The sequence below is a fragment of the Collinsella aerofaciens genome, assembly GCF_032584215.1.
Taxonomy (GTDB): Bacteria; Actinomycetota; Coriobacteriia; order Coriobacteriales; family Coriobacteriaceae; genus Collinsella.
On record NZ_JAWHPN010000001.1, the window covers coordinates 57,478 to 76,967 of the forward strand.

Annotated in this window: 16 protein-coding genes; 9 read left to right on the forward strand and 7 right to left on the reverse strand. The window is 58.7% G+C overall.

The window, feature by feature from the left end; all coding sequences use genetic code 11:
* Nucleotides 1–15: 15 nt before the first annotated feature.
* Nucleotides 16–1,329, reverse strand: coding sequence for an NCS2 family permease (locus tag RX395_RS00260; RefSeq protein ID WP_195192972.1), 1,314 nt, complete (start codon nucleotides 1,327–1,329; stop codon nucleotides 16–18).
* 193 nt (nucleotides 1,330–1,522) lie between these two features.
* On the opposite strand from RX395_RS00260, the gene RX395_RS00265 reads away from it, so the two are divergent.
* Together RX395_RS00265 and bsh are read left to right on the forward strand one after the other, a co-directional pair.
* On the forward strand, nucleotides 1,523–1,942 hold the full coding sequence (locus RX395_RS00265) for a peptide deformylase (RefSeq protein WP_196025965.1): 420 nt from the start codon (nucleotides 1,523–1,525) through the stop codon (nucleotides 1,940–1,942).
* A gap of 244 nt (nucleotides 1,943–2,186) precedes the next feature.
* The gene (gene bsh, locus RX395_RS00270; RefSeq protein WP_138341130.1) at nucleotides 2,187–3,152 is read left to right on the forward strand and encodes a choloylglycine hydrolase; all 966 of its coding nucleotides are present in this window, start codon (nucleotides 2,187–2,189) and stop codon (nucleotides 3,150–3,152) included.
* A gap of 81 nt (nucleotides 3,153–3,233) precedes the next feature.
* Here bsh and RX395_RS00275 read toward each other — a convergent pair whose 3' ends face one another.
* Nucleotides 3,234–5,480 (reverse strand): KUP/HAK/KT family potassium transporter, encoded by a 2,247-nt coding sequence (locus RX395_RS00275; protein WP_117797689.1) that lies wholly within the window; start codon nucleotides 5,478–5,480, stop codon nucleotides 3,234–3,236.
* Between the two features lie 139 nt (nucleotides 5,481–5,619).
* Nucleotides 5,620–6,531 (reverse strand): DMT family transporter, encoded by a 912-nt coding sequence (locus RX395_RS00280; RefSeq protein WP_316364618.1) that lies wholly within the window; start codon nucleotides 6,529–6,531, stop codon nucleotides 5,620–5,622.
* A 118-nt stretch (nucleotides 6,532–6,649) separates the two neighbouring features.
* On the opposite strand from RX395_RS00280, the gene RX395_RS00285 reads away from it, so the two are divergent.
* Together RX395_RS00285 and RX395_RS00290 are read left to right on the forward strand one after the other, a co-directional pair.
* Nucleotides 6,650–7,507 carry a LysR family transcriptional regulator gene (locus RX395_RS00285; RefSeq protein ID WP_271817594.1) on the forward strand — a complete coding sequence of 286 codons (858 nt, stop codon included), beginning with the start codon at nucleotides 6,650–6,652 and terminating at the stop codon, nucleotides 7,505–7,507.
* Between the two features lie 202 nt (nucleotides 7,508–7,709).
* Nucleotides 7,710–9,191, forward strand: coding sequence for an aminotransferase class I/II-fold pyridoxal phosphate-dependent enzyme (locus RX395_RS00290; RefSeq protein ID WP_316364709.1), 1,482 nt, complete (start codon nucleotides 7,710–7,712; stop codon nucleotides 9,189–9,191).
* Between the two features lie 74 nt (nucleotides 9,192–9,265).
* On the opposite strand, the gene RX395_RS00295 is transcribed toward RX395_RS00290, so the two are convergent.
* Complete coding sequence (locus RX395_RS00295) at nucleotides 9,266–9,676, reverse strand: peptide deformylase (RefSeq protein WP_316364621.1); 411 nt, start codon at nucleotides 9,674–9,676, stop codon at nucleotides 9,266–9,268.
* 204 nt (nucleotides 9,677–9,880) lie between these two features.
* Between RX395_RS00295 and RX395_RS00300 the strand changes: the two genes are divergently transcribed.
* Both RX395_RS00300 and RX395_RS00305 read left to right on the forward strand, forming a co-directional pair.
* Nucleotides 9,881–11,296 (forward strand): MFS transporter, encoded by a 1,416-nt coding sequence (locus RX395_RS00300; protein WP_316364622.1) that lies wholly within the window; start codon nucleotides 9,881–9,883, stop codon nucleotides 11,294–11,296.
* Nucleotides 11,297–11,448: 152 nt separating this feature from the next.
* Nucleotides 11,449–12,357, forward strand: coding sequence for a hypothetical protein (locus RX395_RS00305; RefSeq protein ID WP_117842932.1), 909 nt, complete (start codon nucleotides 11,449–11,451; stop codon nucleotides 12,355–12,357).
* A 345-nt stretch (nucleotides 12,358–12,702) separates the two neighbouring features.
* On the opposite strand, the gene pdxT is transcribed toward RX395_RS00305, so the two are convergent.
* Together pdxT and pdxS are read right to left on the reverse strand one after the other, a co-directional pair.
* On the reverse strand, nucleotides 12,703–13,290 hold the full coding sequence (gene pdxT, locus RX395_RS00310) for a pyridoxal 5'-phosphate synthase glutaminase subunit PdxT (protein ID WP_117736778.1): 588 nt from the start codon (nucleotides 13,288–13,290) through the stop codon (nucleotides 12,703–12,705).
* A gap of 20 nt (nucleotides 13,291–13,310) precedes the next feature.
* Nucleotides 13,311–14,201, reverse strand: coding sequence for a pyridoxal 5'-phosphate synthase lyase subunit PdxS (gene pdxS, locus RX395_RS00315; protein ID WP_117862404.1), 891 nt, complete (start codon nucleotides 14,199–14,201; stop codon nucleotides 13,311–13,313).
* Nucleotides 14,202–14,346: 145 nt separating this feature from the next.
* Here pdxS and pdxR point away from each other — a divergent pair, with 145 nt between their 5' ends.
* Together pdxR and RX395_RS00325 are read left to right on the forward strand one after the other, a co-directional pair.
* Nucleotides 14,347–15,786 (forward strand): MocR-like pyridoxine biosynthesis transcription factor PdxR, encoded by a 1,440-nt coding sequence (gene pdxR, locus RX395_RS00320; protein ID WP_316364625.1) that lies wholly within the window; start codon nucleotides 14,347–14,349, stop codon nucleotides 15,784–15,786.
* 537 nt (nucleotides 15,787–16,323) lie between these two features.
* Nucleotides 16,324–17,205, forward strand: a complete 882-nt coding sequence (locus RX395_RS00325) for a hypothetical protein (protein WP_316364626.1) — start codon at nucleotides 16,324–16,326, stop codon at nucleotides 17,203–17,205.
* Between the two features lie 242 nt (nucleotides 17,206–17,447).
* On the opposite strand, the gene RX395_RS00330 is transcribed toward RX395_RS00325, so the two are convergent.
* Nucleotides 17,448–18,008: a ferritin family protein gene (locus RX395_RS00330; protein ID WP_022094328.1), complete on the reverse strand. Its 561-nt coding sequence runs from the start codon at nucleotides 18,006–18,008 to the stop codon at nucleotides 17,448–17,450.
* 256 nt (nucleotides 18,009–18,264) lie between these two features.
* Here RX395_RS00330 and RX395_RS00335 point away from each other — a divergent pair, with 256 nt between their 5' ends.
* The gene (locus RX395_RS00335; RefSeq protein ID WP_271746849.1) at nucleotides 18,265–19,485 is read left to right on the forward strand and encodes an iron-containing alcohol dehydrogenase; all 1,221 of its coding nucleotides are present in this window, start codon (nucleotides 18,265–18,267) and stop codon (nucleotides 19,483–19,485) included.
* Nucleotides 19,486–19,490: the final 5 nt, after the last annotated feature.

Below are 19,490 nucleotides of genomic sequence, written 5' to 3' on the forward strand. Positions count from 1 at the left end.
TTGCGAATCTTGCGCCTACGCTACAAAGAAGTAGACGAGGAAGGCAAGGGCTGCGATCCACATGAGCGGCTTGATCTTGGAGGCCTCGCCCTTAAAGAGCGCGACGATCACGTAGGCGATAAAGCCCAGGCCAATGCCGGCAGAGATGGAGTAAGTGAAGGGCACGCCGGCGACAATCATGAACGCCGGGAAACCCTGCGACACGTCGGACCAGTCGATCTCGGAGGCCTCGCTCATCATGAGGTAGCCGACGTAGACCAGAGCACCGCAGGTGGCGGCACTGGAAACGATGGTGACGATGGGGGAGAAGAACGCGGCGAGAATGAACAGCACGCCGGTGGTGACGGAGGTGAGGCCCGTGCGACCACCGTCGGCAGCGCCAGAGGTGGACTCGACGAAGGTAGTGATGGAGGAGACGCCCATAAAGCCACCGGCAGCAGCGGCCACGGAGTCGACGACCAGGATGGGACGGATGTCCTCGACATTGCCGTCCTCGGTCAGGAACTCGCCCTGCTTGGCGACGGCCATCGCGGTGCCCATGGTGTCGAAGAAGTCGCTCATGAGCAGCGAGAAGGCAACGACGAGCAGCATCGGGTCGGTCAGAACTTTCACGATGGCCATGTTGCCGTCGGCGGTGCTGGCAAACGGGGCGCCAAAGGTCGAGAAGTCGAGCGGTGCGATGAGGCCCTCGGGCGCATGGGTGACGCCCAGCGGGATACCGGCGATAACGGCGACGATGATGCCGATGAGCAGCGAGCCCGGCACGTTGCGGGAAGCCAGGGCAACCGTCACGACGATGGAGATGATGCCGACGATAAAGGTGGGGGAGGCGATGTCGCCCAGGCCGACGAGCGTACCGGCGCCAGCGGTGATGATGCCGGCGTCGCACAGGCCGATCATGGCGATAAACAGGCCCAGACCCACCGAGATGGCGTGGCGCAGGACCACGGGGATGGCATCCATGATGGCCTCGCGCAGGCCGCAAAGGACGAGCAGCAAGATGACGATACCCTCGAGGAAGATAACGCTCATGGCCACGTGCCAGTCGCCGCCGCACATGGTGGTGGCGATGCCCGCGATCATGGCGTTGATGCCCAGTCCCGACGCGCAGGCGAGCGGGCGGTTGGCGAAGATGCCCATGCAGATGGTCATGATGCCAGCGCCCAGGCAGGTGGCGCAGGCGAGCGCTCCCGCATCGATGCCGGCGCCCGAGAGCACCGCAGGGTTGACGGCGATGATGTAGGCCATCGCCAGGAATGTTGTCAGTCCAGCGCGAAGTTCGGTCCCGATTGTGGACTTGCGCTCGCTGACGTGAAATAGTTCGTCCATGCATACCCTTTCCTTGTTCGGCCCCGAGTTTAGGCCGATTGACACGAACTCACCCACTATATCGCCTTTGTGAAGTTGGTGTTCCTCACATGTTGATGTTCGGCGGTTTGTAACGGACGGGCGGTATCTTTCGCATGAAATTGTGTAGGTACCGTATACTTAAGCGGTTACAACGACCCCTATGGAGGAACGTATGATTAAAGAGCTCTGCCGCGACGAGGCTATCCTGTCTCAGCGTTGCGAGGTTGCGACTGTCGAGGACGAGTCGGTCGCTCAGGATCTGATTGATACCATCAAGTCGCTCGATGATGCCGGCTGCTTGGCCGCCAACCAGATTGGCGTTACCAAGAAGGTCTGCGTCTACCTGGACGATGCCGGCGAGCCCCACGTGCTCTACAACCCCCGTCTGGTGTTTGGCCTGGGTGCCAGCAAGATGGAGGAGAGCTGCCTGACGCACGAGGAGGTCACCAAGTCCACGCGCTATATCAAGTGCAAGGTTGCCTTTGACCAGATTGTCGACGGCAAGATGAAGGAGTGCCGCCGCGACTACGCGGGCTTTGAGGCACAGATGATCCAGCATATGATCGATCACTGTCTTGGAAAGTTGGTCTAAGGGGACCAAAGCACCGCACCTTGCCGCTCAATCGTCGCTCGCGTACCTTAAGTACGCTTCGCTCCTCTTTCGTGGCAATCTGCGGCACTTTGACCCCTTAGACGACCTGCGGGGTTAACTTGGTTGAGTTTATCCTGCTTGAATAGTCCGGGCGTGACATTGTTGTCATGTCCGGGCTTTTGTGTTTAGCGCCTTTTTGTTTGGTGACAATAACCTTAGCAAGAACGTAAAGCTAGGAGGCGCTATGTGTACGAGCATTCGATTTACCGATAATTCTGGCCACATGTATCTGGGCCGCAACCTCGACTGGAGCTTTGACTACGGCCAACAGGTTCGCGTGATGCCGCGCGGGTTTCACATTCCGTATTCGTTTATCGACGACGCGACAGCGGCACACGCGGTGATCGGTATGTGCATCGATTACAAGAATTACCCTATGTTCTTCGACTGCGGCAACGATGCGGGCCTCGCCGTGGCGGGTCTCAATTTCCCGGGTTATGCCGAGTATGCCGAGGACCCTGTCGACGGCAAGACCAATATCGCGGCCTATGAGTTTCCCCTGTGGGTGGCAGCGACGTTCTCGACGGTCGATGAGGTCGAGGCCGCGCTGCGCGACACGGTGATTGTCGCCAAATCTGCCGGAGAGGGGCTGGGCGTGTCGCTGCTCCATTGGATTATCGGCGACAGCCAGCGCAGTATCGTGGTCGAGATGATGGCTGACGGCCTGCATGTATACGACGATCCGGTCGACACCCTTGCCAACCAGCCGACCTTCCCGTGGCACATGGAAAACCTGCGCACCTATATCACCGCCACAAGCGATTTTCCGCAGACGGCGACATGGCGTGGCGCCGAGCTTAAGCCCTATGGAGCCGGTGCCGGCATGCGCGGCATTCCGGGCGATTGCTATTCGCCGAGCCGTTTTGTAAAGGCGGCGTACCTCAATGCCAATTACCCGCAAAAGGAGAGCGAGACCGAAAACGTCGTTCGCATGTTCCGCTCGCTCGAGGGCGTGGTGATGATCGAGGGAGCGTCCAGGATGGGCGATGGCAAGTTCGAGAAGACTATCTACACCGGATGCTTTAGCGCGCGCACGGGCAATTATTACTACGCGATGTATGGGGATCCGTCGATTCGCTACGTGAGCCTGATGGATGCCGAGGGCGCGAGCCCCGATAGGCTCGTGGTTCCCGAGCCGCGCCGTTCGTAGCTCACTGGTCCGTTGCGACATAAAACGGCCTCGCACCTCTTATGAGATGCGAGGCCGTTGTCGTCAATGGCTGGTGGCGTGTTAGAAGTTGGCGTCGTTGAACTGGGTGCTCTCGAGTCCGTCGAGTTGCTGTTCGGGCGTATCTGCGACGCTCTCGAGCAGCTCAGTGGGATCGACGTTCATATTCTTACCGGCTTCGTTGCCGTTGACCAGGTCGTCCGAGAAGATGTCGACTTCCATTTCTTCGGCCTCTTCGATCTGAACCTCGAGCGGCACTTGGGTGCGCACGAGCTTAACGGCCGGGCGCATGCGGGCAAACAGCGGCACGTACTCGATGATGATGGCCGAGTTCTCGAGACCGTACCAGCGTGCCGGGCTTCCGCAGGCGCGGCGGACGGCGTACTTGATGGCCATCACGCGGTGGTCATTGCGGTTGATGTCCGTTTCGGGGGCGAGCATCTTGCGCAGCATACAAAAACGGAAGTCGCCCACGTTGCCGCGCGTCTCGTAGATGGAGTAGGTGTGATGCTGCGGCGGCAGCTCACCCGATGCCATCAAGTCGCCAACGATTTGGCGCAGGTAGGCATTAACGCGCTGGTTGACCTTAAAGCCCAGGTCCAAGCGCACGCGGAACAAAAAGTCCGTGCCAAAGGTCTCGACGGAATACTCGTGCGTATAGGGCTCGTCGGTAACGTGCACGTTGATGAACCAGTATGCCTTGGCGCGCTTGGGATGCTTATCCAAGATGGAATAGAGCACGTCGCGGTCGAGCGTGAGCGGGTCGGGGCTGTTGGTGAGGAACACCAGATTGTCGGCGAGCACGGGGTAGGTCTCGTCGTTGCGCAGGCGGTTGAGCTGGTCAATGTACTTGGAGACGGGCAGCAGGATCGTCTGCGTGCGCTCGATGGCGGTGCCGCGGCGCCACACGTACATAAGGCCAAACAGCAGCGAGGCCAAGAAGATCATTACGTAGCCGCCGTCAAAGAACATGGTGAGGCACGAGGCGAAGAAGCACAGCTCAATGGCACCGAAGAGCAGGGCGAAGACGCAGGCGCCCAGCTTGTGCTTGAGGATGCCGGCGATATAGCTCGTCAGCAGCGTGGTGGTCATAAGCATGGTCACGGTAATGGCGAGGCCATAGGCGCTCTCCATGCGCTCGGAGTTCTGGAACAGCAGCACAATGAAGATGCAGCCGACCCACATGATGTTGTTGACGAGTGGAATATAGAGCTGGCCCTTGGTGTCGCTGGGGTAGTGGATGCGCAGGTGCGGCATAAGGTTGAGGCGCGTTGCCTCGGATACCAGCGAGAACGAGCCGGTGATGAGCGCCTGTGAGGCGATGATGGCCGCCACGGCCGAAAGCACGATGGCAAAGGGGCGTAGGGGCTCGGGGAGCATCATATAGAACGGGTTGACGATATCCATCGCGAGCATCTGGGGGTTGGAGTTATTGGCGAGCAGCCAAGCTCCCTGACCCAGATAGTTGAGGATAAGGGCCGCCTTAACAAATGGCCAGGATGCATAGATGTTTGCCTTGCCCACGTGGCCCATGTCCGAGTAGAGTGCCTCGGCACCGGTTGTCGACAGGAAGACAAAGCCGAGCACCATAATGCCCGAATGGTTGATGGGCGAGAACAGGAACATAATGCCGCGGATGGGGTTGAGCGCGCGCAAGATGGACAGGTTGCCGAGCATGTTGAACAGACCGGCGCCTGCCAGGAACAGGAACCACAGCGTCATGAGCGGGCCGAACAGCTTGCCGATTGACGAGGTGCCGGCGCGCTGCATGGCAAATAGGCCGCAGATAATGATGATGGTGATGATGATGACGTTGGTCTGGCCGTCGCCCAGCAGCGCATGGCCCCATTCGATGGTGCGCAGACCCTCGATGGCTGTGGTGACCGTGACGGCGGGGGTGAGGATGCCGTCGGCGAGCAGCGCCGCGCCGCCGATCATGGCGGGCAGAATCAGCCATGGTGCCACCTTGCGTACGAGGCTGAACAGGGCGAAGATGCCGCCTTCGTTGTGGTTGTCGGCCTTCATGGCGATTACCACGTACTTGACCGTGGTCACGAGCGTCATGGTCCAGATGACGAGCGAAAGCGCGCCCAGGATCATGTCCTCGCTGACGGTACCGATGCCGCCGTTGTTGGCGACGATTGATTTCATGGTGTACATGGGGCTCGTGCCGATGTCGCCATAGACGACGCCGAGCGTTACGAGCAGCATGCCAGCGGAGAGGGGGATGGCTCCGTGCCCGCCTTGCCCGCGCTGGTCTTGGAGGTTTGCCTCCAGTTTGTTGTGTGCCACGAGGACTCCCTTAGACATCCGGTTATCTGTCTAGGACAAAAAACTTTATGCCGTCTTTATACATACAAGAGCAGTTTGGCACATCGGGTTATTTTAGACAATAATCCTCAGCTGGGGATTATTTATCTACGCAGGTAGCATTTCAAAGCAGGGGCTTTTAAGCACGTGCTGTCTGGGCGATGCCAGCCTTGGCGTTTGCGCGTTTGCCGGCGAGTTCGCAAAAAATCGCGCCGCCGATGATAAGCGCGGCGCCCATCAGACGGACCGGTGTTATGGCTTCACCCAAAAGGGCGGCCGAGAACACGACCGCCGAAAGCGGCTCGAGGTAGCCGACGACGGCGACGGTCTGGACGGGCAGCTTGGCGACGGCGCTAAAGTAGAGCAGGCAACCAATGCCGGTGTTGACGACGCCGAGCATAGCGACGGCGCGCCAATCAATGCTGGCGGCGACGCCGGCGGACAGGAACGAGGGAGCGCCCTGCGTGATGAGCGTGAGGGCCAGTGCGGTCACAAAGGCGGCGCTCACTTGGAGTGCGGAGTTCTCGAGGCCCTCGATGTGCGGCGCACCCTTGCTGGCGATGACCATCAATGCATAGCAGAAGGCCGAGGCGATTCCACAGACGATGCCCGCAATGGGCATATTGCCGCCTAGACCTTGCGCTGCAATGAGAAAAGCACCGCAGGCGACGGCGACAAAGCCGGCGATTTTGCCGCCGGCCAGCTTTTCGCCAAAAATGAGCGGGGAAAGGGCCATAACGATGATGGGGCCACAGTAATACAACAGCGAGGAGATACCAACGCCGATCGTCTGATAGGCGCGGAACAGGAAAATCCAGCTGGCGCCCAGCGCGGCGCCCGAGACGATGAGCGCTGCGGCCTCGCGGGGGCGAGACGGAGCCTGCAGGTTATGGCGCTTGGTTATGAAGAGGATGGCGGCAAGGGTGAGAGCGCCCAAAAACGTGCGCAACAGTACGATATCGGAGCTCGGCAGTGCGATAGCTGCGGCGATGATGCCGTTAGAGCCAAACAACAGTAATGCTGCTAAGTATGTAAACAGTCCGTTGTTCATGCGCTGACATCCCCTCTATATCCGAACATATTCACTATGGGTGAACTGGCTTTAGAAGAAAAGCGAATATAATGCATGGAAAACATAACAAAAACTCATGCAAGGGTGGGGACGTGCCGTGGAGACCAATATCCAAAAGATGCAAGTGCTGCTCGAGACGGTGCGTGCCGGCAGCTTTACGCGTGCTGCAGAGCGGCTGAGCTATTCGCAGTCGGGCGTGAGCCGCATGGTGGGCGACCTTGAGGCAGACTGGGGTTTTAAGGTGCTTGATCGCAGCCGCGAGGGCGTGGTGCTTTCTGCCGATGGGCGGCAGATCATGCCGGCGGTTGAGGCGCTCTGCGAGGAGTTTGGCCGCCTGCAGCGACACGTGGACGAGATGCGTGGGCTCATGCGCGGCAAGATCTGTATCGGTACGTTTTCGAGTGTGGCGACCCATGTACTGCCGCCGGTGATTGCGCGCTTTCGCGCCGATCATCCGGATGTCGATTACGAGCTGCTGATGGGTGATTACTCCGAGATTGAGCAATGGGTGGCGGAAGGCCGCTGCGACCTGGGCTTTATTCCGCGCGAGCCACGCGGCGCCGGCATGGCGTCGCGACCGTTGGTGCAAGACGAGTTGATGGCCGTGGTGCCAGCAGACTCCTCGCTTGCCACGGCGGAGGTCGTTTCTCTTGCCGATTTAGCCAACGAGCAGTTTATTCTGCTAGAACGCGGCACTGATGACGAGATTACGCCGCTATTCCGTCGGGCGGGGCTGGCGGTGCGCTCAAAACTGTCGACTTGGGATGACTATGCGATTATGGCTATGGTCGAGGATGGCCTGGGCGTGAGCATTCTTCCCGCGCTCATCTTGCGTCGCTGCCAGTTCGATGTTGCTGTGCGTCCGCTCGAAGGGCATCCCCATCGGCAGATCAACGCCATATATCGAACGGCCGATGTTTCGCTTGCCGCCGCTCGTTTCCTCGAATACCTCTAAATGCGTGCACGTCGTTATCGCCTTGGGATAAATCTCGAGGTCTTGCTCATTTTATTTTTGAAATTGAACTTTTCGAAATAGCACGGCGTTATACTGCTGCCTAAATTGAACTCAGGTTCAATTCGTGTTGTATAAATTGAACTTTGCCAGCAAGGAGGTTCTAGTGGCCCAAGAGACGTTTAGCGATCGTCTGCGACAGGCTATGTCCGATCGCGACGTTCGCCAGTCGGACGTGATCCGCGCATCGGAGATGCTCGGCAAAAAACTCGGCAAGAGTCAGATGAGCCAATATGTGAGCGGCAAGACGATTCCGCGGCGCGATGTGGCTGAGCTGCTCGCCCGTATTTTGGAGGTCGATGTTACCTGGCTGCTTGCCGGCGACGCCGATCGAGGCGAGGCATCATCACCCCGCAACGATTCCAAACCCGAACCCCATCCCTCAGCTCAAATTGCAAGGAGCACCACCATGCGTACTTTTTCTAAATCCACCAAGCTCGATAACGTCCTGTATGACGTGCGCGGTCCCGTCGTCGACGAGGCCGCCCGTATGGAGGACGAGGGCGAGCGCATCCTCAAGCTCAATATCGGCAACCCGGCGCCCTTCGGTTTCCGCACGCCCGATGAGGTCATCAAGGACATGCGCCAGCAGCTGCCCGACTGCGAAGGCTATTCCAACTCGCGTGGCCTGTTCTCTGCGCGCAAGGCGATCATGCAGTATTCGCAGATCAAGGGCCTGCCCAACGTTCAGATGGAGCATATCTACACGGGCAACGGCGTGTCCGAGCTCATTCAGCTTTCGATGAACGCGCTGCTCGATAACGGTGACGAGATCCTGGTTCCCAGCCCCGACTATCCGCTCTGGACGGCGTGCGCGACCCTTGCCGGCGGCCATCCTGTGCACTACCTGTGCGACGAGCAGGCCGATTGGTATCCCGATCTGCAGGATATGGAGTCCAAGATTACGAGCGCGACCAAAGCCCTCGTCATCATCAACCCCAACAACCCTACGGGTTCCGTCTATCCGCGCGAGGTGCTCGAGGGCATCGTCGAGATTGCACGCAGGCATCAGCTGATGATCTTTGCCGATGAGATCTACGACCGCCTGTGCATGGACGGCTACGAGCACGTCTCGATTGCCTCGCTCGCCCCCGACCTGCCCTGCGTCACCTTTAGCGGCCTTTCCAAGTCGCACATGATCGCGGGCTATCGTATTGGCTGGATGGTGCTTTCGGGCAACCAGCGCTGCATGAGCGACTTCATCATGGGCGTCAACATGCTCTCTAACATGCGCCTGTGCTCCAACGTGCCGGCCCAGTCGATCGTCCAGACGGCACTCGGTGGCCATCAGTCCGTCAACGACTACATCCGTCCCGGTGGCCGTGTCTACGAGCAGCGCAACTTTGTGTATGAGGCGCTCAACAAGATCGACGGCATCTCGGTGGTTAAGCCACGTGCGGCGTTCTACATCTTCCCCAAGATGGATGTCAAAAAGTTCAACATCACCGATGACGAGCAGTTCGCCCTTGACCTGCTGCACGAGAAGAAGATCCTGATCACGCGCGGCGGCGGCTTCAACTGGGCTGAGCCCGACCACTTCCGCATCGTGTACCTGCCGCGCATGGAAGTACTCAAAGAGTCCCTCGAAGACCTCGCCGACTTCTTTGACCATTACCGCCAGTCGTAGGGGATAGAAACTCCGCACTATGAAAAGCTCCCTGCAGTTGTTTTGCTGCAGGGAGCTTTCTTGAATCGGCGGAACTAAATAACAATCCCGTTGCAGTGGTCGATTTCGTGCTGGATGATCTCGGCGGTGTAGCCCGAGAAGTTTTTGATGCGGTGGACGAAGTTCTCGTCCAAATACTCCACCTTAATGCGGCGATAGCGGGTACAGGGACACTCGCCGATCAGCGAGAGACATCCTTCGCTCGTCTGATAGGCATTGACCTGCTCAAGAATTTGAGGGTTGTACATCAGGAGTGTCCTGTTGCCGTCCTTTACGCAGATGATGCGTTTGCGCACGCCAATCATGTTGGCGGCGAGGCCCACGCACTCGCGCTCATGCTCGTGGAGTGTATCCAGGAGGTCCTGCCCGGTCGCGGCATCGTCGGGTCCCGCGTCTTCGGAAGGCAGGCGCAAAAAGAACTCGGATTTCATGATGGGCTTAATCATGGCGGGCTCCTCATGTCTCGTGCTTTCGTGGACTTTTAATAATAGCGCGGAAGGAAAGCTGCGCGTCAGCGTTACAATCTTTCAACGTTGGACCATGTTGTCGGATCCGTCGCGTGCGGCGTCTGACGTAAGTCTAGGGCTCATGCTCGCCCTGGACTGTTCCTCTGGGGCGATGCGACTGTCGTTCCAAGAGGAAGGAAATGCATGGGGAGCAAATCTCAGCAACAAGTTCAAGCAACGCCATCGGCCACTTCGGCGTTTCTCGTCGTAATGTATATTGCAGCCTTTGTCGCCGCGTTTAACGAGAACATCATTAACGTGGCACTGCACGATATCATGGCGGCCTTTTCGGTGAGTGCCACCACGGCGCAGTGGCTAGTTTCGGGATACATGATCGTGACGTCGATCTTTACGGCCATCATGGCCTTTCTGTCCGGTCGTTTCTCGACGCGCAAGCTGCTGTTTTTCGCATGCGGATGCATGGTCGCCGGAGAAGTCCTGTGCCTGGTCGCCCCGTCGTTTACCGTTTTGCTGCCAAGTCGTATTTTGCAGGCTGCGGGATCGGGCATCTTGTTTCCGCTCATGATGAATGTGGTGCTATCTTGTGCTCCGCGCGAGAAGCTCGGTCTGTATCTGAGCCTGGGCGGTGCCTGCATTACGCTAGGGCCGGCGTTTGGGCCCGTGATTAGTGGTCTTATGTGCACGTTGTTTGGCTGGAGGGCGGTGTTCGTAGTGCCGCTGGTGGGCGGTGCCGTGGTCGCCGCGGCGGCAGCAAAGCTCGTTCGGAATGTCGGAGAGCGCTCGAACACCACGCTTGATATTCTGTCGGTTGTTTTGCTCGCCGCCGGCATTACGGCGTTTGTGTATTCCGTAGGCGAGTTCTCGACCAATGTGATGGCCGGTATCGCGACGCTTTTCGCCGCTGTTGTGGTGCTCGGCCTGTTTGCGGTTCGTCAGCTCAAGCTCAAGCATCCGGTGCTCAACGTGCGCCCCATGGCGAGCGTTCGTTTTTGGCCTGCGTGCCTGCTTGTGGTGGTGTCGATGATGACGACGTTCTCGATGAGCGTTTTGTTGCCGCTCTATTTTGAGGGCGCATACGGCATGACCGCACTTGTCGCGGGTTTGCTCATTTTGCCGGCGATCGCCTGCAACGCCGTGACCTCGATTGTGGGCGGACGCGTGATGGATGCCCGTGGTGCGTGGCCGCTGCTGCCGGTCGGCTTTGCCCTGATCGCTGTGGGGCAGACGGCAATCTCGATGACCGCGGCAAGCATGAACATCGGCGTTGTCGTGCTGCTGACCGTTGTGGTGTATGCCGGCGTCGGTTTGGTACTGAGCCCCTCGCAGACCGCCGGTTTGGAGACGCTTCCCGCCGCTGAGCATCCTCACGGAACGGCATTGCTTAACACGTGGAACATGATTGCCGCGTCGTTTGGTCCGTCGCTGTTTATCGGCCTGCTTTCGAGTTCTGCGGTGGCTGCTGGAGCCGCAGGCGTTGCGTCGGACGTTGCCCAGGCGATAGGATTTGCAGCCGCCGTGCGCGTGGCGGCCGTGATTGCCGTTGTCGGGTTCGCGGTGTCGCTGGTGTACGCTCGCCGCGAGTCGCACATGTCGCATTAATGTGTGCACATAGATTCTGCAGCTAGATTGGATGGCGACACCATAAACTAATGGACGTTTTGCCGAGAGGCATGAATGTATAAAGCGCAAAGAGTGCGCGACGGGCCCCGCGAATGGGGCGATGATGCCCGAGAGGGCCAAGAAGGAGTCTCATGTCTGAGAACGAAGAGATCATGAACGAGACCGAGAACGAGACCATGGCCGCCGAGGTCGAGGCAGTCGAGACCGTGGAGACCGAAGCTGCCGAGGTTGAGGCTGCTGACGAGGTTTCCGCCGAGGAGGCCGAGGTTGTCGAGGCCGCCGCTGATTACGATGACGAAGAGCTGATGGACAAGATGCAGAAGGCCGCCCGCCTGCTGCGCAGCCGTCGCTTTGCTATTTCCAAGGAGGAGGAGGCCAAGGCCGAGCGCATGGCGAACATCGAGCGCGCCATCAAGCTTCTTGACCTCAAGCCCAAGATGGAGCAGAAGGAAATGTCCGACCTGCTGGGCATGCGCCTTCGTGAGCTCGATGGCCTGATGGCCGAGGCCGAGGCTGCCGATCTGGTCGGCCGCATCGACGACGCCGAGGGCGATATGCGCAAGATCGTTGTCTTCGCTGCCGAGGATGCCGCTGAGGGCCTGGTCGAGCTTGCCAACAAGAAGGAGAAGCTCCTGCCCGAGCTTTCTTACGAGGAGGCCACCGAGCTGATGGCCGCTCTCGATAAGGTTATCGCTCCGCTTGTCGCCATGGGCCTGGACGAGGACCGCGGTCCTCGCGGCGGCCGTGACGACCGTGGCGGTCGCGGTGGCGATCGAGGCGGCCGTGGCGGCTTTGGTGACCGCGGTGGCCGTGGCGGCGACCGTGGCGGTCGCGGTGGCGATCGCGGCGGCCGTGGCGGCTTTGGTGACCGTGGCGGCGACCGTGGCGGTCGCGGCGGCTTTGGCGGCAACCGTGGTGGCTATGGCGATCGCGGTGGCAACCGTGGCGGCTTCGGCGGCAACCGTGGTAACGACCGCGGCGGTCGCGGTGGCGACCGTGGCGGCCGCAACGGTGGCGGCTTCCGCGGTAACCGTTTTTAGTTACGGCGTTTTACCAAACGCCGTAACGGGCCGACGCTGCGCGGGCCGCATTTGGACAATCTGACGTTCAACTTCAAGGGCGCGACCAGAAGGTCAGCGCCCTTTCGTTTCACGTCACCTTGCCTCAAATGCGACCCGCTCGCTGTCCGTCCTCTGCCTGCGGCGTTGTCTTGCTCCGGATGCGGCAGTTAGGGACGTTCCTTTTCTGCCGGCAGCTTGGGACACTCCTTGTAGTCATTGGGGACGTTCTTAAACGACTACATAGAACAAGAGTGGATGATCTCCCGGTTTGAGCCTGCATTCAAGCTCAAAGTGGGAGATTATCCACTCTCGTTTTTGTTCTACCTACATTTGTAGGAACAGTTCGTGGAGGCGGGTGTCTTCATCGAGTTCGGGGTGGAAGGTTACGCCGAGCTGGTTGCCCTGGCGGGCGGCGACGATGCGGCCATCGACCTCTGCCAAGGCCTTGGCGTCGCCGTGGACCTCGACGATGCGGGGCGCGCGGATAAATGTCAGCGGCACTTCACCGTCGATGCCGTCTACCTGTCCCTTGGTGCGAAAACTGCCGAGCTGTCTGCCATAGGCATTGCGCTCAACGAGCACATCCATGGTTGCCAAACGCGGCGTGCCCTTATCGTCATGAGCGGCAAGGTCGTGAGCCAGCAGAATCAGGCCGGCGCAGGTGCCCAGGACGGGCATGCCTTCAGCGATACGGGTACGAAGCTCCTCGAGCATGCCCAACTCATCAAGCAGTTTCCCTTGAACGGTAGACTCGCCGCCGGGAAGTACCAGACGGTCAAAGTTCTGCTTCAAATCAGCCGCCTGCCTCAGCTCAATACAGCGTGCGCCCAGCTCAGATAGCCTTGCCTCATGCTCGGCAAAAGCGCCTTGGACCGCCAGCACGGCAACCGTTTGGTGTGCATAATCGCTCATGTGCGATCCTTTCTGCTGGACTAGCGCCCGCGCTCCTCCATGATGATCTCGATTTCGTCGGCGTTGATGCCCACCATGGCCTCGCCCAGGTCCTCCGAAAGCTCGGCGATGAGCTTGGCGTCGGTGAAGTTTGCCACGGCCTTGACGATGGCGGCGGCGCGCTTGGCGGGGTCGCCGCTCTTAAAGATGCCCGAGCCAACAAAGACGCCCTCGGCGCCCAGCTGCATCATCAGCGCGGCGTCGGCGGGGGTCGCGACTCCGCCGGCGGCAAAGTTTACGACGGGGAGCTTGCCCATGGCATGGACCTCGCGCACCAGCTCGACCGGAACCTGCAGCTGCTTGGCTGCCTCAAAGAGCTCGTCGTCGCGCAGAGCAACAACGTCGCGGATCTGCTTTTGGATCTTGCGCATGTGACGCACGGCCTGAACGACGTCGCCCGTGCCCGGCTCGCCCTTGGTACGAATCATCGTGGCGCCCTCAGCAACACGGCGCAACGCCTCGCCCAGATCGCGGGCGCCGCAGACAAACGGCACGTCAAACTGGGTCTTGTCGATGTGATAGACGTCATCGGCAGGGGAGAGGACCTCGGACTCATCGATGTAATCGATCTCGATGGCCTGCAGGACCTGCGCCTCGACAATGTGACCGATGCGACACTTGGCCATAACGGGGATGGAGACGGCCTCCTGGATGCCCTTGATCATCTTGGGGTCGCTCATGCGCGACACACCACCTGCGGCACGGATATCGGCCGGGATGCGCTCGAGTGCCATGACGGCGCAGGCGCCTGCCTCTTCGGCGACGCGTGCTTGCTCGGGCGTGGTGACGTCCATGATGACGCCGCCCTTGAGCATCTGCGCGAGCTCGCGATTGAGTTTGACGCGATCGGCCTTGTTGGTCTGTTCTGCCATGGTTGCTCCCTTGGTTGGCATGTGCATTGCTTGACGGAACATCCTATCGGGGAGCTGGGTATGGCGAAATACTCAGTTTTCGGGATAATTACAAGGTCAGACTAATACCAGAATGAATGACTTAATAAGGTCAGGTGACAAACTCATGCTTGACTACAATTTGGAAAAACGCGGCGAGGCATCGCTTTATGAGTATATTTATCAGCAAATTCGAGATGATATCGTTGCTGGACGCATTGCGGCGGGGGAGCATCTTCCGTCTAAGCGCGCCTTTGCCAGTCATCTGGGAATCAGTGTCATTACTATCGAGAATGCATATAGCCAGTTGCTTGCCGAGGGCTATATTTGCTCAATGCCGCGTCGTGGCTACTACGCTTGCAAACTTCCGGATGCACCGGTTTTGCCTTTGGCTTCGGAGGGCATCGACCGAGATGCCGTCTCTGTGGACCCCAGCGCGCATGATGTCCGCGGGCGGGTCGAGCAATTCGACGCACTTTCTCCTTCCGCTTTGGAGGCGGCGCGGCTTTGGCAAAGTGCGCTACGGGCGACGCTGGCGTCCGAAGACGAGCGCGAGATCTTTTCGCCCGCACCGGCACAGGGCACCGCCCGGCTGCGACGCGCAATTGCTCACCATCTGCGCGGGACGAGGGGTATGAATGTCGACCCCAATAACATTGTTATCGGCGCGGGCGCTCAGCTGCTCGATACCATGTTGGTTCAGTTGCTTGGCGCTGACAAGGTGTATGCCGTTGAGGACCCGGGCTATTTGCGTCTGACGCGCATCTATCAGGCTATGGGTTGCAAAGTTCGACATATCCCGTTGGATGATGACGGCGTGGACCTGAGCGTTCTGCAGAAAACTGGGACCGATGTTCTTCACCTGATGCCGTCCCATCAGTATCCCACCGGTCTTGTGACGAGCATTGCGCGTCGCTATGCGCTGCTGAGCTGGGCCGCCGAGCGACCAGGTCGGTACCTCATCGAAGATGACTTTGATTGTGAGTTTCGCCTTGCCGGCAAGCCAATTCCCGCGCTCGCGTCGATCGATGCCTCCCAGTCGGTTATCTACACCAACACGTTTTCGAAGAGCCTGTCATCGGCGTTGCGTCTAGCGTACATGGTGCTGCCCGATGAGCTAATGGAGCGGTTTAGGCGCAACCTTGGTTTTTACGCCTCGTCGGTGAGTTCTGTTGACCAGGTCGCTTTGGCTCGTTTGCTGGAATCGGGTGATTACGAGCGACATGTGAACCGCGTGCGCGTTCGTGCCCGCGAGGCGCGTGATGGCCTAGTGGCGCTTGTACGGAAGGCATTTCCGGCAGGGGAAGTCTCGATCGAGCATGCTGACGCGGGCCTTTACTGTATCGTGGTTGCGGAGCGTAGAACGGGCGGAAGCACTTTTGCACGGGCCCTCACGCGCTCGAGTATCCCGTTTATCGATATCAGTGACTGTTATTGGTGTGCCGATGGCGCATCTGTCCCTGAAAACTCAAGTCAAATTCTTGTTCAGTATGATGATCTGAGTCCAAAAGTGCTTAATACCTTGGAATTGCAGCTAATGGGGGCGCTCTGCAATCTAAGTGAGTAGACTTTTAGCACTTTGGCGACCAGGCAGTTTTGTAACAAGCTATCTACCTGCGGTTTTGAAAAGCAGGATGACCGGCCTGCTCGGGATGTTCAAAAAAGTCTACTCACTTGCCGCGCAAAGCTTCTACATGAGAAAAAATGGGGTTTTCAACAGGGTTTCGTCCAGCTCTCGGCAAGCTTTTGGCCAGTTGGGGAGGGCTGTTGAAAACTTGGCAGTCCGTTCGGCGCCATTTTTGCTGCGTTCGCGCCAATGCGTGACTGATTGGGTTGAAATTCGTGTTTTCCTGTGCCTATGAAGGATCTACTTTGTGACATATCAGCTTTTAGGTACTGGCGTTTGCCTCCTCAAGTCCGCGCTTTGTGTCCGCCGCTTCCACGACCGGAAGAAGACCGGCAGCGATATGATCTCGCCCGCAACCCGACGGCTGCGGTCGCGCTCGGTTTTCCGTTGTATACATTGGTTCGGACGAGAAACAAACGGACTTGTCCTGCCAGCATTAGGCAGCGGCTGTTTCTTGGTGAGCTTCCCAGGGAATCCGTGCTGGAAACGGAGCATGGGTTTTTGGTTACGTCTCCTCTACTGACGACATTCATCATGTCGCGGCATCTGACGGATCTTCAGCTTCTTTTGGTATTGGCGGAGATGTGTGGCTTGTTTGCGGTGTGTGCCCTGCCGGCGGCACTTGAGGCGGAGCTTTCGCGTGCAATTGATTCGGGCGCGATTTCGACAACGGTCGGTTGGGTGCGCTGCCCGTCCGAGGACGGCACCGCCTCAAATTTATGGCGTCGAGACGCTTTGGTTTTGGGCGGAGACCTTGACCGTTTTTGTTCAGATGTTTGCGGGATGCGTTACGGCAATAGATTTATGGCGGTATCGCAACTCGTTCCATTGGGTGCCGCGTCGCCTTTTGAGGTCGAGGCGTATTTGTTGCTTGGACTGCCGCGAGCCCTGGGAGGCGAAGGTTTTTGCGGCATAGAGCTTAATGTTGAAGTGATGCTAAGCACAAGTGCTCGAGCGATTGTGGGAAAGTCCCGTGTATATATCGACCTACTTCTTTCTTCGCCGGACGGCAGGCGACAGGTGGCCATTGAATGTCAGGGAAAGGCCTCGCACGGACGCGCAGGGGATGGCTTGCGTGACGCTGACCGCATGACGGCCCTTCAGGCCATGGGCTACGATGTGCTTCTCCTGACACACAGACAGATATCCGATGAGGGTAGATTCCGCGCGATCGTTAAGACCGTATGCAGGATGCTCGATGCTGAATATCGTGATAAAAGCTCAGATGAGCAAAGGGCTGAGGCATTACTCCGGTCTGAACTATTCGTTGACTGGACAAAATTGGGAGTAATCGACGGAAAGATGCCCGCTAGACACAAAATGGCTCGATCGTGGACGGCTGCGGTTCTAAGTGAGTAGGCTTTTAGCACTTTGGCGACCAGGCCGTTTTGAAACAAGTCATTTACCTGCGGCTTTATAAAGCAATATGGATGGCGTGCTCGGCAAGTTCCAAAAAGTCTACTCACTTAGTTTTTGACGAGAAACCTATGCCGAAGGCGGTCCTATTTCAGGTAGTTAACAAGTTTGTGAGGCACGAAAAAGGCCCGAACCAATACGGTCCGGGCCTCATTGAGCTAGAGGTTATGTCTCAGGCGTTTGGCTTAGCCAAAGTAGCGCTTGAGCAGGCCGGCGAAAGCCTTGCCGTGGCGGGCCTCGTCGCGAGCCATCTCGTGCACGGTGTCGTGGATGGCATCAAGGCCAGCGGCCTTGGCACGCTTGGCAAGATCGGTCTTGCCGGCGGTGGCACCGTTCTCGGCCTCAACGCGCATCTCGAGGTTCTTCTTGGTGGAGTCGGTCACGACCTCGCCCAGGAGCTCAGCGAACTTGGCAGCGTGCTCGGCCTCCTCGTGGGCAGCCTTCTCCCAGTACAGGCCGATCTCGGGATAGCCCTCGCGATGAGCGACGCGCGCCATGGCCAGGTACATACCGACCTCGGAGCACTCGCCCTCAAAGTTGGCGCGCAGGTCGGCAACGATGTCCTCGGAGACGCCCTCCATCTTGGCGACGCCCACGACGTGCTCGGCAGCCCACTCGAGCTGACCCTCCTCCTGCTTCAGGAAGCGAGAACCGGGAACGCCGCACTGGGGGCACTTGAAGTCCTCGGGCAGCTGGTCGCCGTCGAACTCTTCCACATAACCGCAAACGGGGCAAACAAACTTCATGATTCGATCCTTTCGATCGATGGCGATTGTGCGCTCGTCCGGTCCCGTAAGGGCCCTCTCCGGACGTGCGTCTTGACGAGTTCTATTATCCATAAATGCAACCAAATGTGAAGCCTATTAGGAATGATTTTTAATAAAACAATTTCGAGATATGAAGATGTTGATTGATTAACGATTGGGAGGCCGTCTGCGATCTTTGCTGAGTACAATCGGGCGAGCAAATGTTGACCTATCAACAAATGAAGGAGTTTCCTTTATGCATCTAGCCCGTCGTGCCTGGTGCCGAACATATCAGACGGTTTTTCGCATTGCATTGCCGATCCTGCCCTATACCGAGCCGCGCATTTTAGAGCATGCCGAGGATGTGCCCGCGGTGCTTCAAAAGCGCTCGATCCAGAAGGTCCTTATCGTGACGGATCCCGGCATTGCCCGTCTGGGGCTCACGGCACCGCTCGAGGCGGCGCTCGCATCCAGGGGGATTGGCGTTACGGTCTATGCCGAAACGCGTACAAACCCCACGGTTTCAAACGTGGAGGAAGCGGCGTCCCTGTATCGAGAGAGTGCCTGCCGGGCCATTATCGGCTTTGGCGGAGGATCAGCCATGGACTGCGCCAAGGGCGTAGGCGCACGCATTGCGCAGCCAAACAAGCCCATCAACAAGATGCGCGGCCTGCTGCGGATTCATCGTCGCCTGCCGCTGCTCATCGCCGTCCCCACCACGGCAGGCACGGGAAGCGAGGTCACACTTGCGGCGGTAATTACCGATGACGAGACGCACTACAAGTACCCCATTAACGACTTTGTGCTTATTCCGCGCTTTGCGGTGCACGACCCCGAGTTTACGCGCGGTCTGCCCGCCTCCATTACGGGGCAGACGGGTATGGACGCCCTGACGCATGCCGTCGAGGCCTTTATCGGGCGAAGCACCACGCCCTATACGCGCAAGATGGCACGACAGGCGGTGCAGCTCATCCACGACAATTTGCTCGAGGCCTATGAGCATGGCGACGACATGCGTGCGCGTCGCAATATGCTTTCGGCGGCGTATAAGGCGGGAGTTGCCTTTACGCGCTCCTATGTTGGATACGTTCATGCCATCGCGCACAGTCTAGGCGGCCGATACGGAATTCCGCACGGTTTGGCCAACGCGATCATCCTGCCGCACATGCTTCGCGCTTATGGTGACGCCGCCGCCCCCAAGCTTGCCGATCTTGCTCGCATGGCGGGCATTGCGCCGGCTACCGCGCAGGACAGTCTTGCGGCCGAGGCCTTTATCGATTGGGTCGACCGCATGAACGAGGCCCTGGGAATCCCCAAATATGTCTCGGGTATTCGCCGCTCCGATATTCCGCAAATGGCGGCCCATGCCGATGCCGAGGCCAATCCCCTGTACCCCGTTCCACTTTTGATGGACCGCTCGGAGCTCGAGCATATGTACGAGGTCGTCGCGGGTGGTATGTTTGAGGACGAGAACTAGGAGGG

Excerpts from the sequence above, each read along its gene's own strand:
- RX395_RS00280 (WP_316364618.1), bottom strand. The coding sequence starts at position 6,531 with ATGAACAACGGACTGTTTACATACTTAGCAGCATTACTGTTGTTTGGC.
- RX395_RS00260 (WP_195192972.1), bottom strand. The coding sequence starts at position 1,329 with ATGGACGAACTATTTCACGTCAGCGAGCGCAAGTCCACAATCGGGACC.
- RX395_RS00290 (WP_316364709.1), top strand. The coding sequence starts at position 7,710 with ATGTCCGATCGCGACGTTCGCCAGTCGGACGTGATCCGCGCATCGGAG.
- RX395_RS00305 (WP_117842932.1), top strand. The coding sequence starts at position 11,449 with ATGTCTGAGAACGAAGAGATCATGAACGAGACCGAGAACGAGACCATG.
- pdxR (WP_316364625.1), top strand. The coding sequence starts at position 14,347 with ATGCTTGACTACAATTTGGAAAAACGCGGCGAGGCATCGCTTTATGAG.
- RX395_RS00295 (WP_316364621.1), bottom strand. The coding sequence starts at position 9,676 with ATGATTAAGCCCATCATGAAATCCGAGTTCTTTTTGCGCCTGCCTTCC.
- RX395_RS00275 (WP_117797689.1), bottom strand. The coding sequence starts at position 5,480 with ATGTCTAAGGGAGTCCTCGTGGCACACAACAAACTGGAGGCAAACCTC.
- pdxS (WP_117862404.1), bottom strand. The coding sequence starts at position 14,201 with ATGGCAGAACAGACCAACAAGGCCGATCGCGTCAAACTCAATCGCGAG.
- RX395_RS00265 (WP_196025965.1), top strand. The coding sequence starts at position 1,523 with ATGATTAAAGAGCTCTGCCGCGACGAGGCTATCCTGTCTCAGCGTTGC.
- RX395_RS00300 (WP_316364622.1), top strand. The coding sequence starts at position 9,881 with ATGGGGAGCAAATCTCAGCAACAAGTTCAAGCAACGCCATCGGCCACT.
- pdxT (WP_117736778.1), bottom strand. The coding sequence starts at position 13,290 with ATGAGCGATTATGCACACCAAACGGTTGCCGTGCTGGCGGTCCAAGGC.
- RX395_RS00330 (WP_022094328.1), bottom strand. The coding sequence starts at position 18,008 with ATGAAGTTTGTTTGCCCCGTTTGCGGTTATGTGGAAGAGTTCGACGGC.
- RX395_RS00335 (WP_271746849.1), top strand. The coding sequence starts at position 18,265 with ATGCATCTAGCCCGTCGTGCCTGGTGCCGAACATATCAGACGGTTTTT.
- bsh (WP_138341130.1), top strand. The coding sequence starts at position 2,187 with ATGTGTACGAGCATTCGATTTACCGATAATTCTGGCCACATGTATCTG.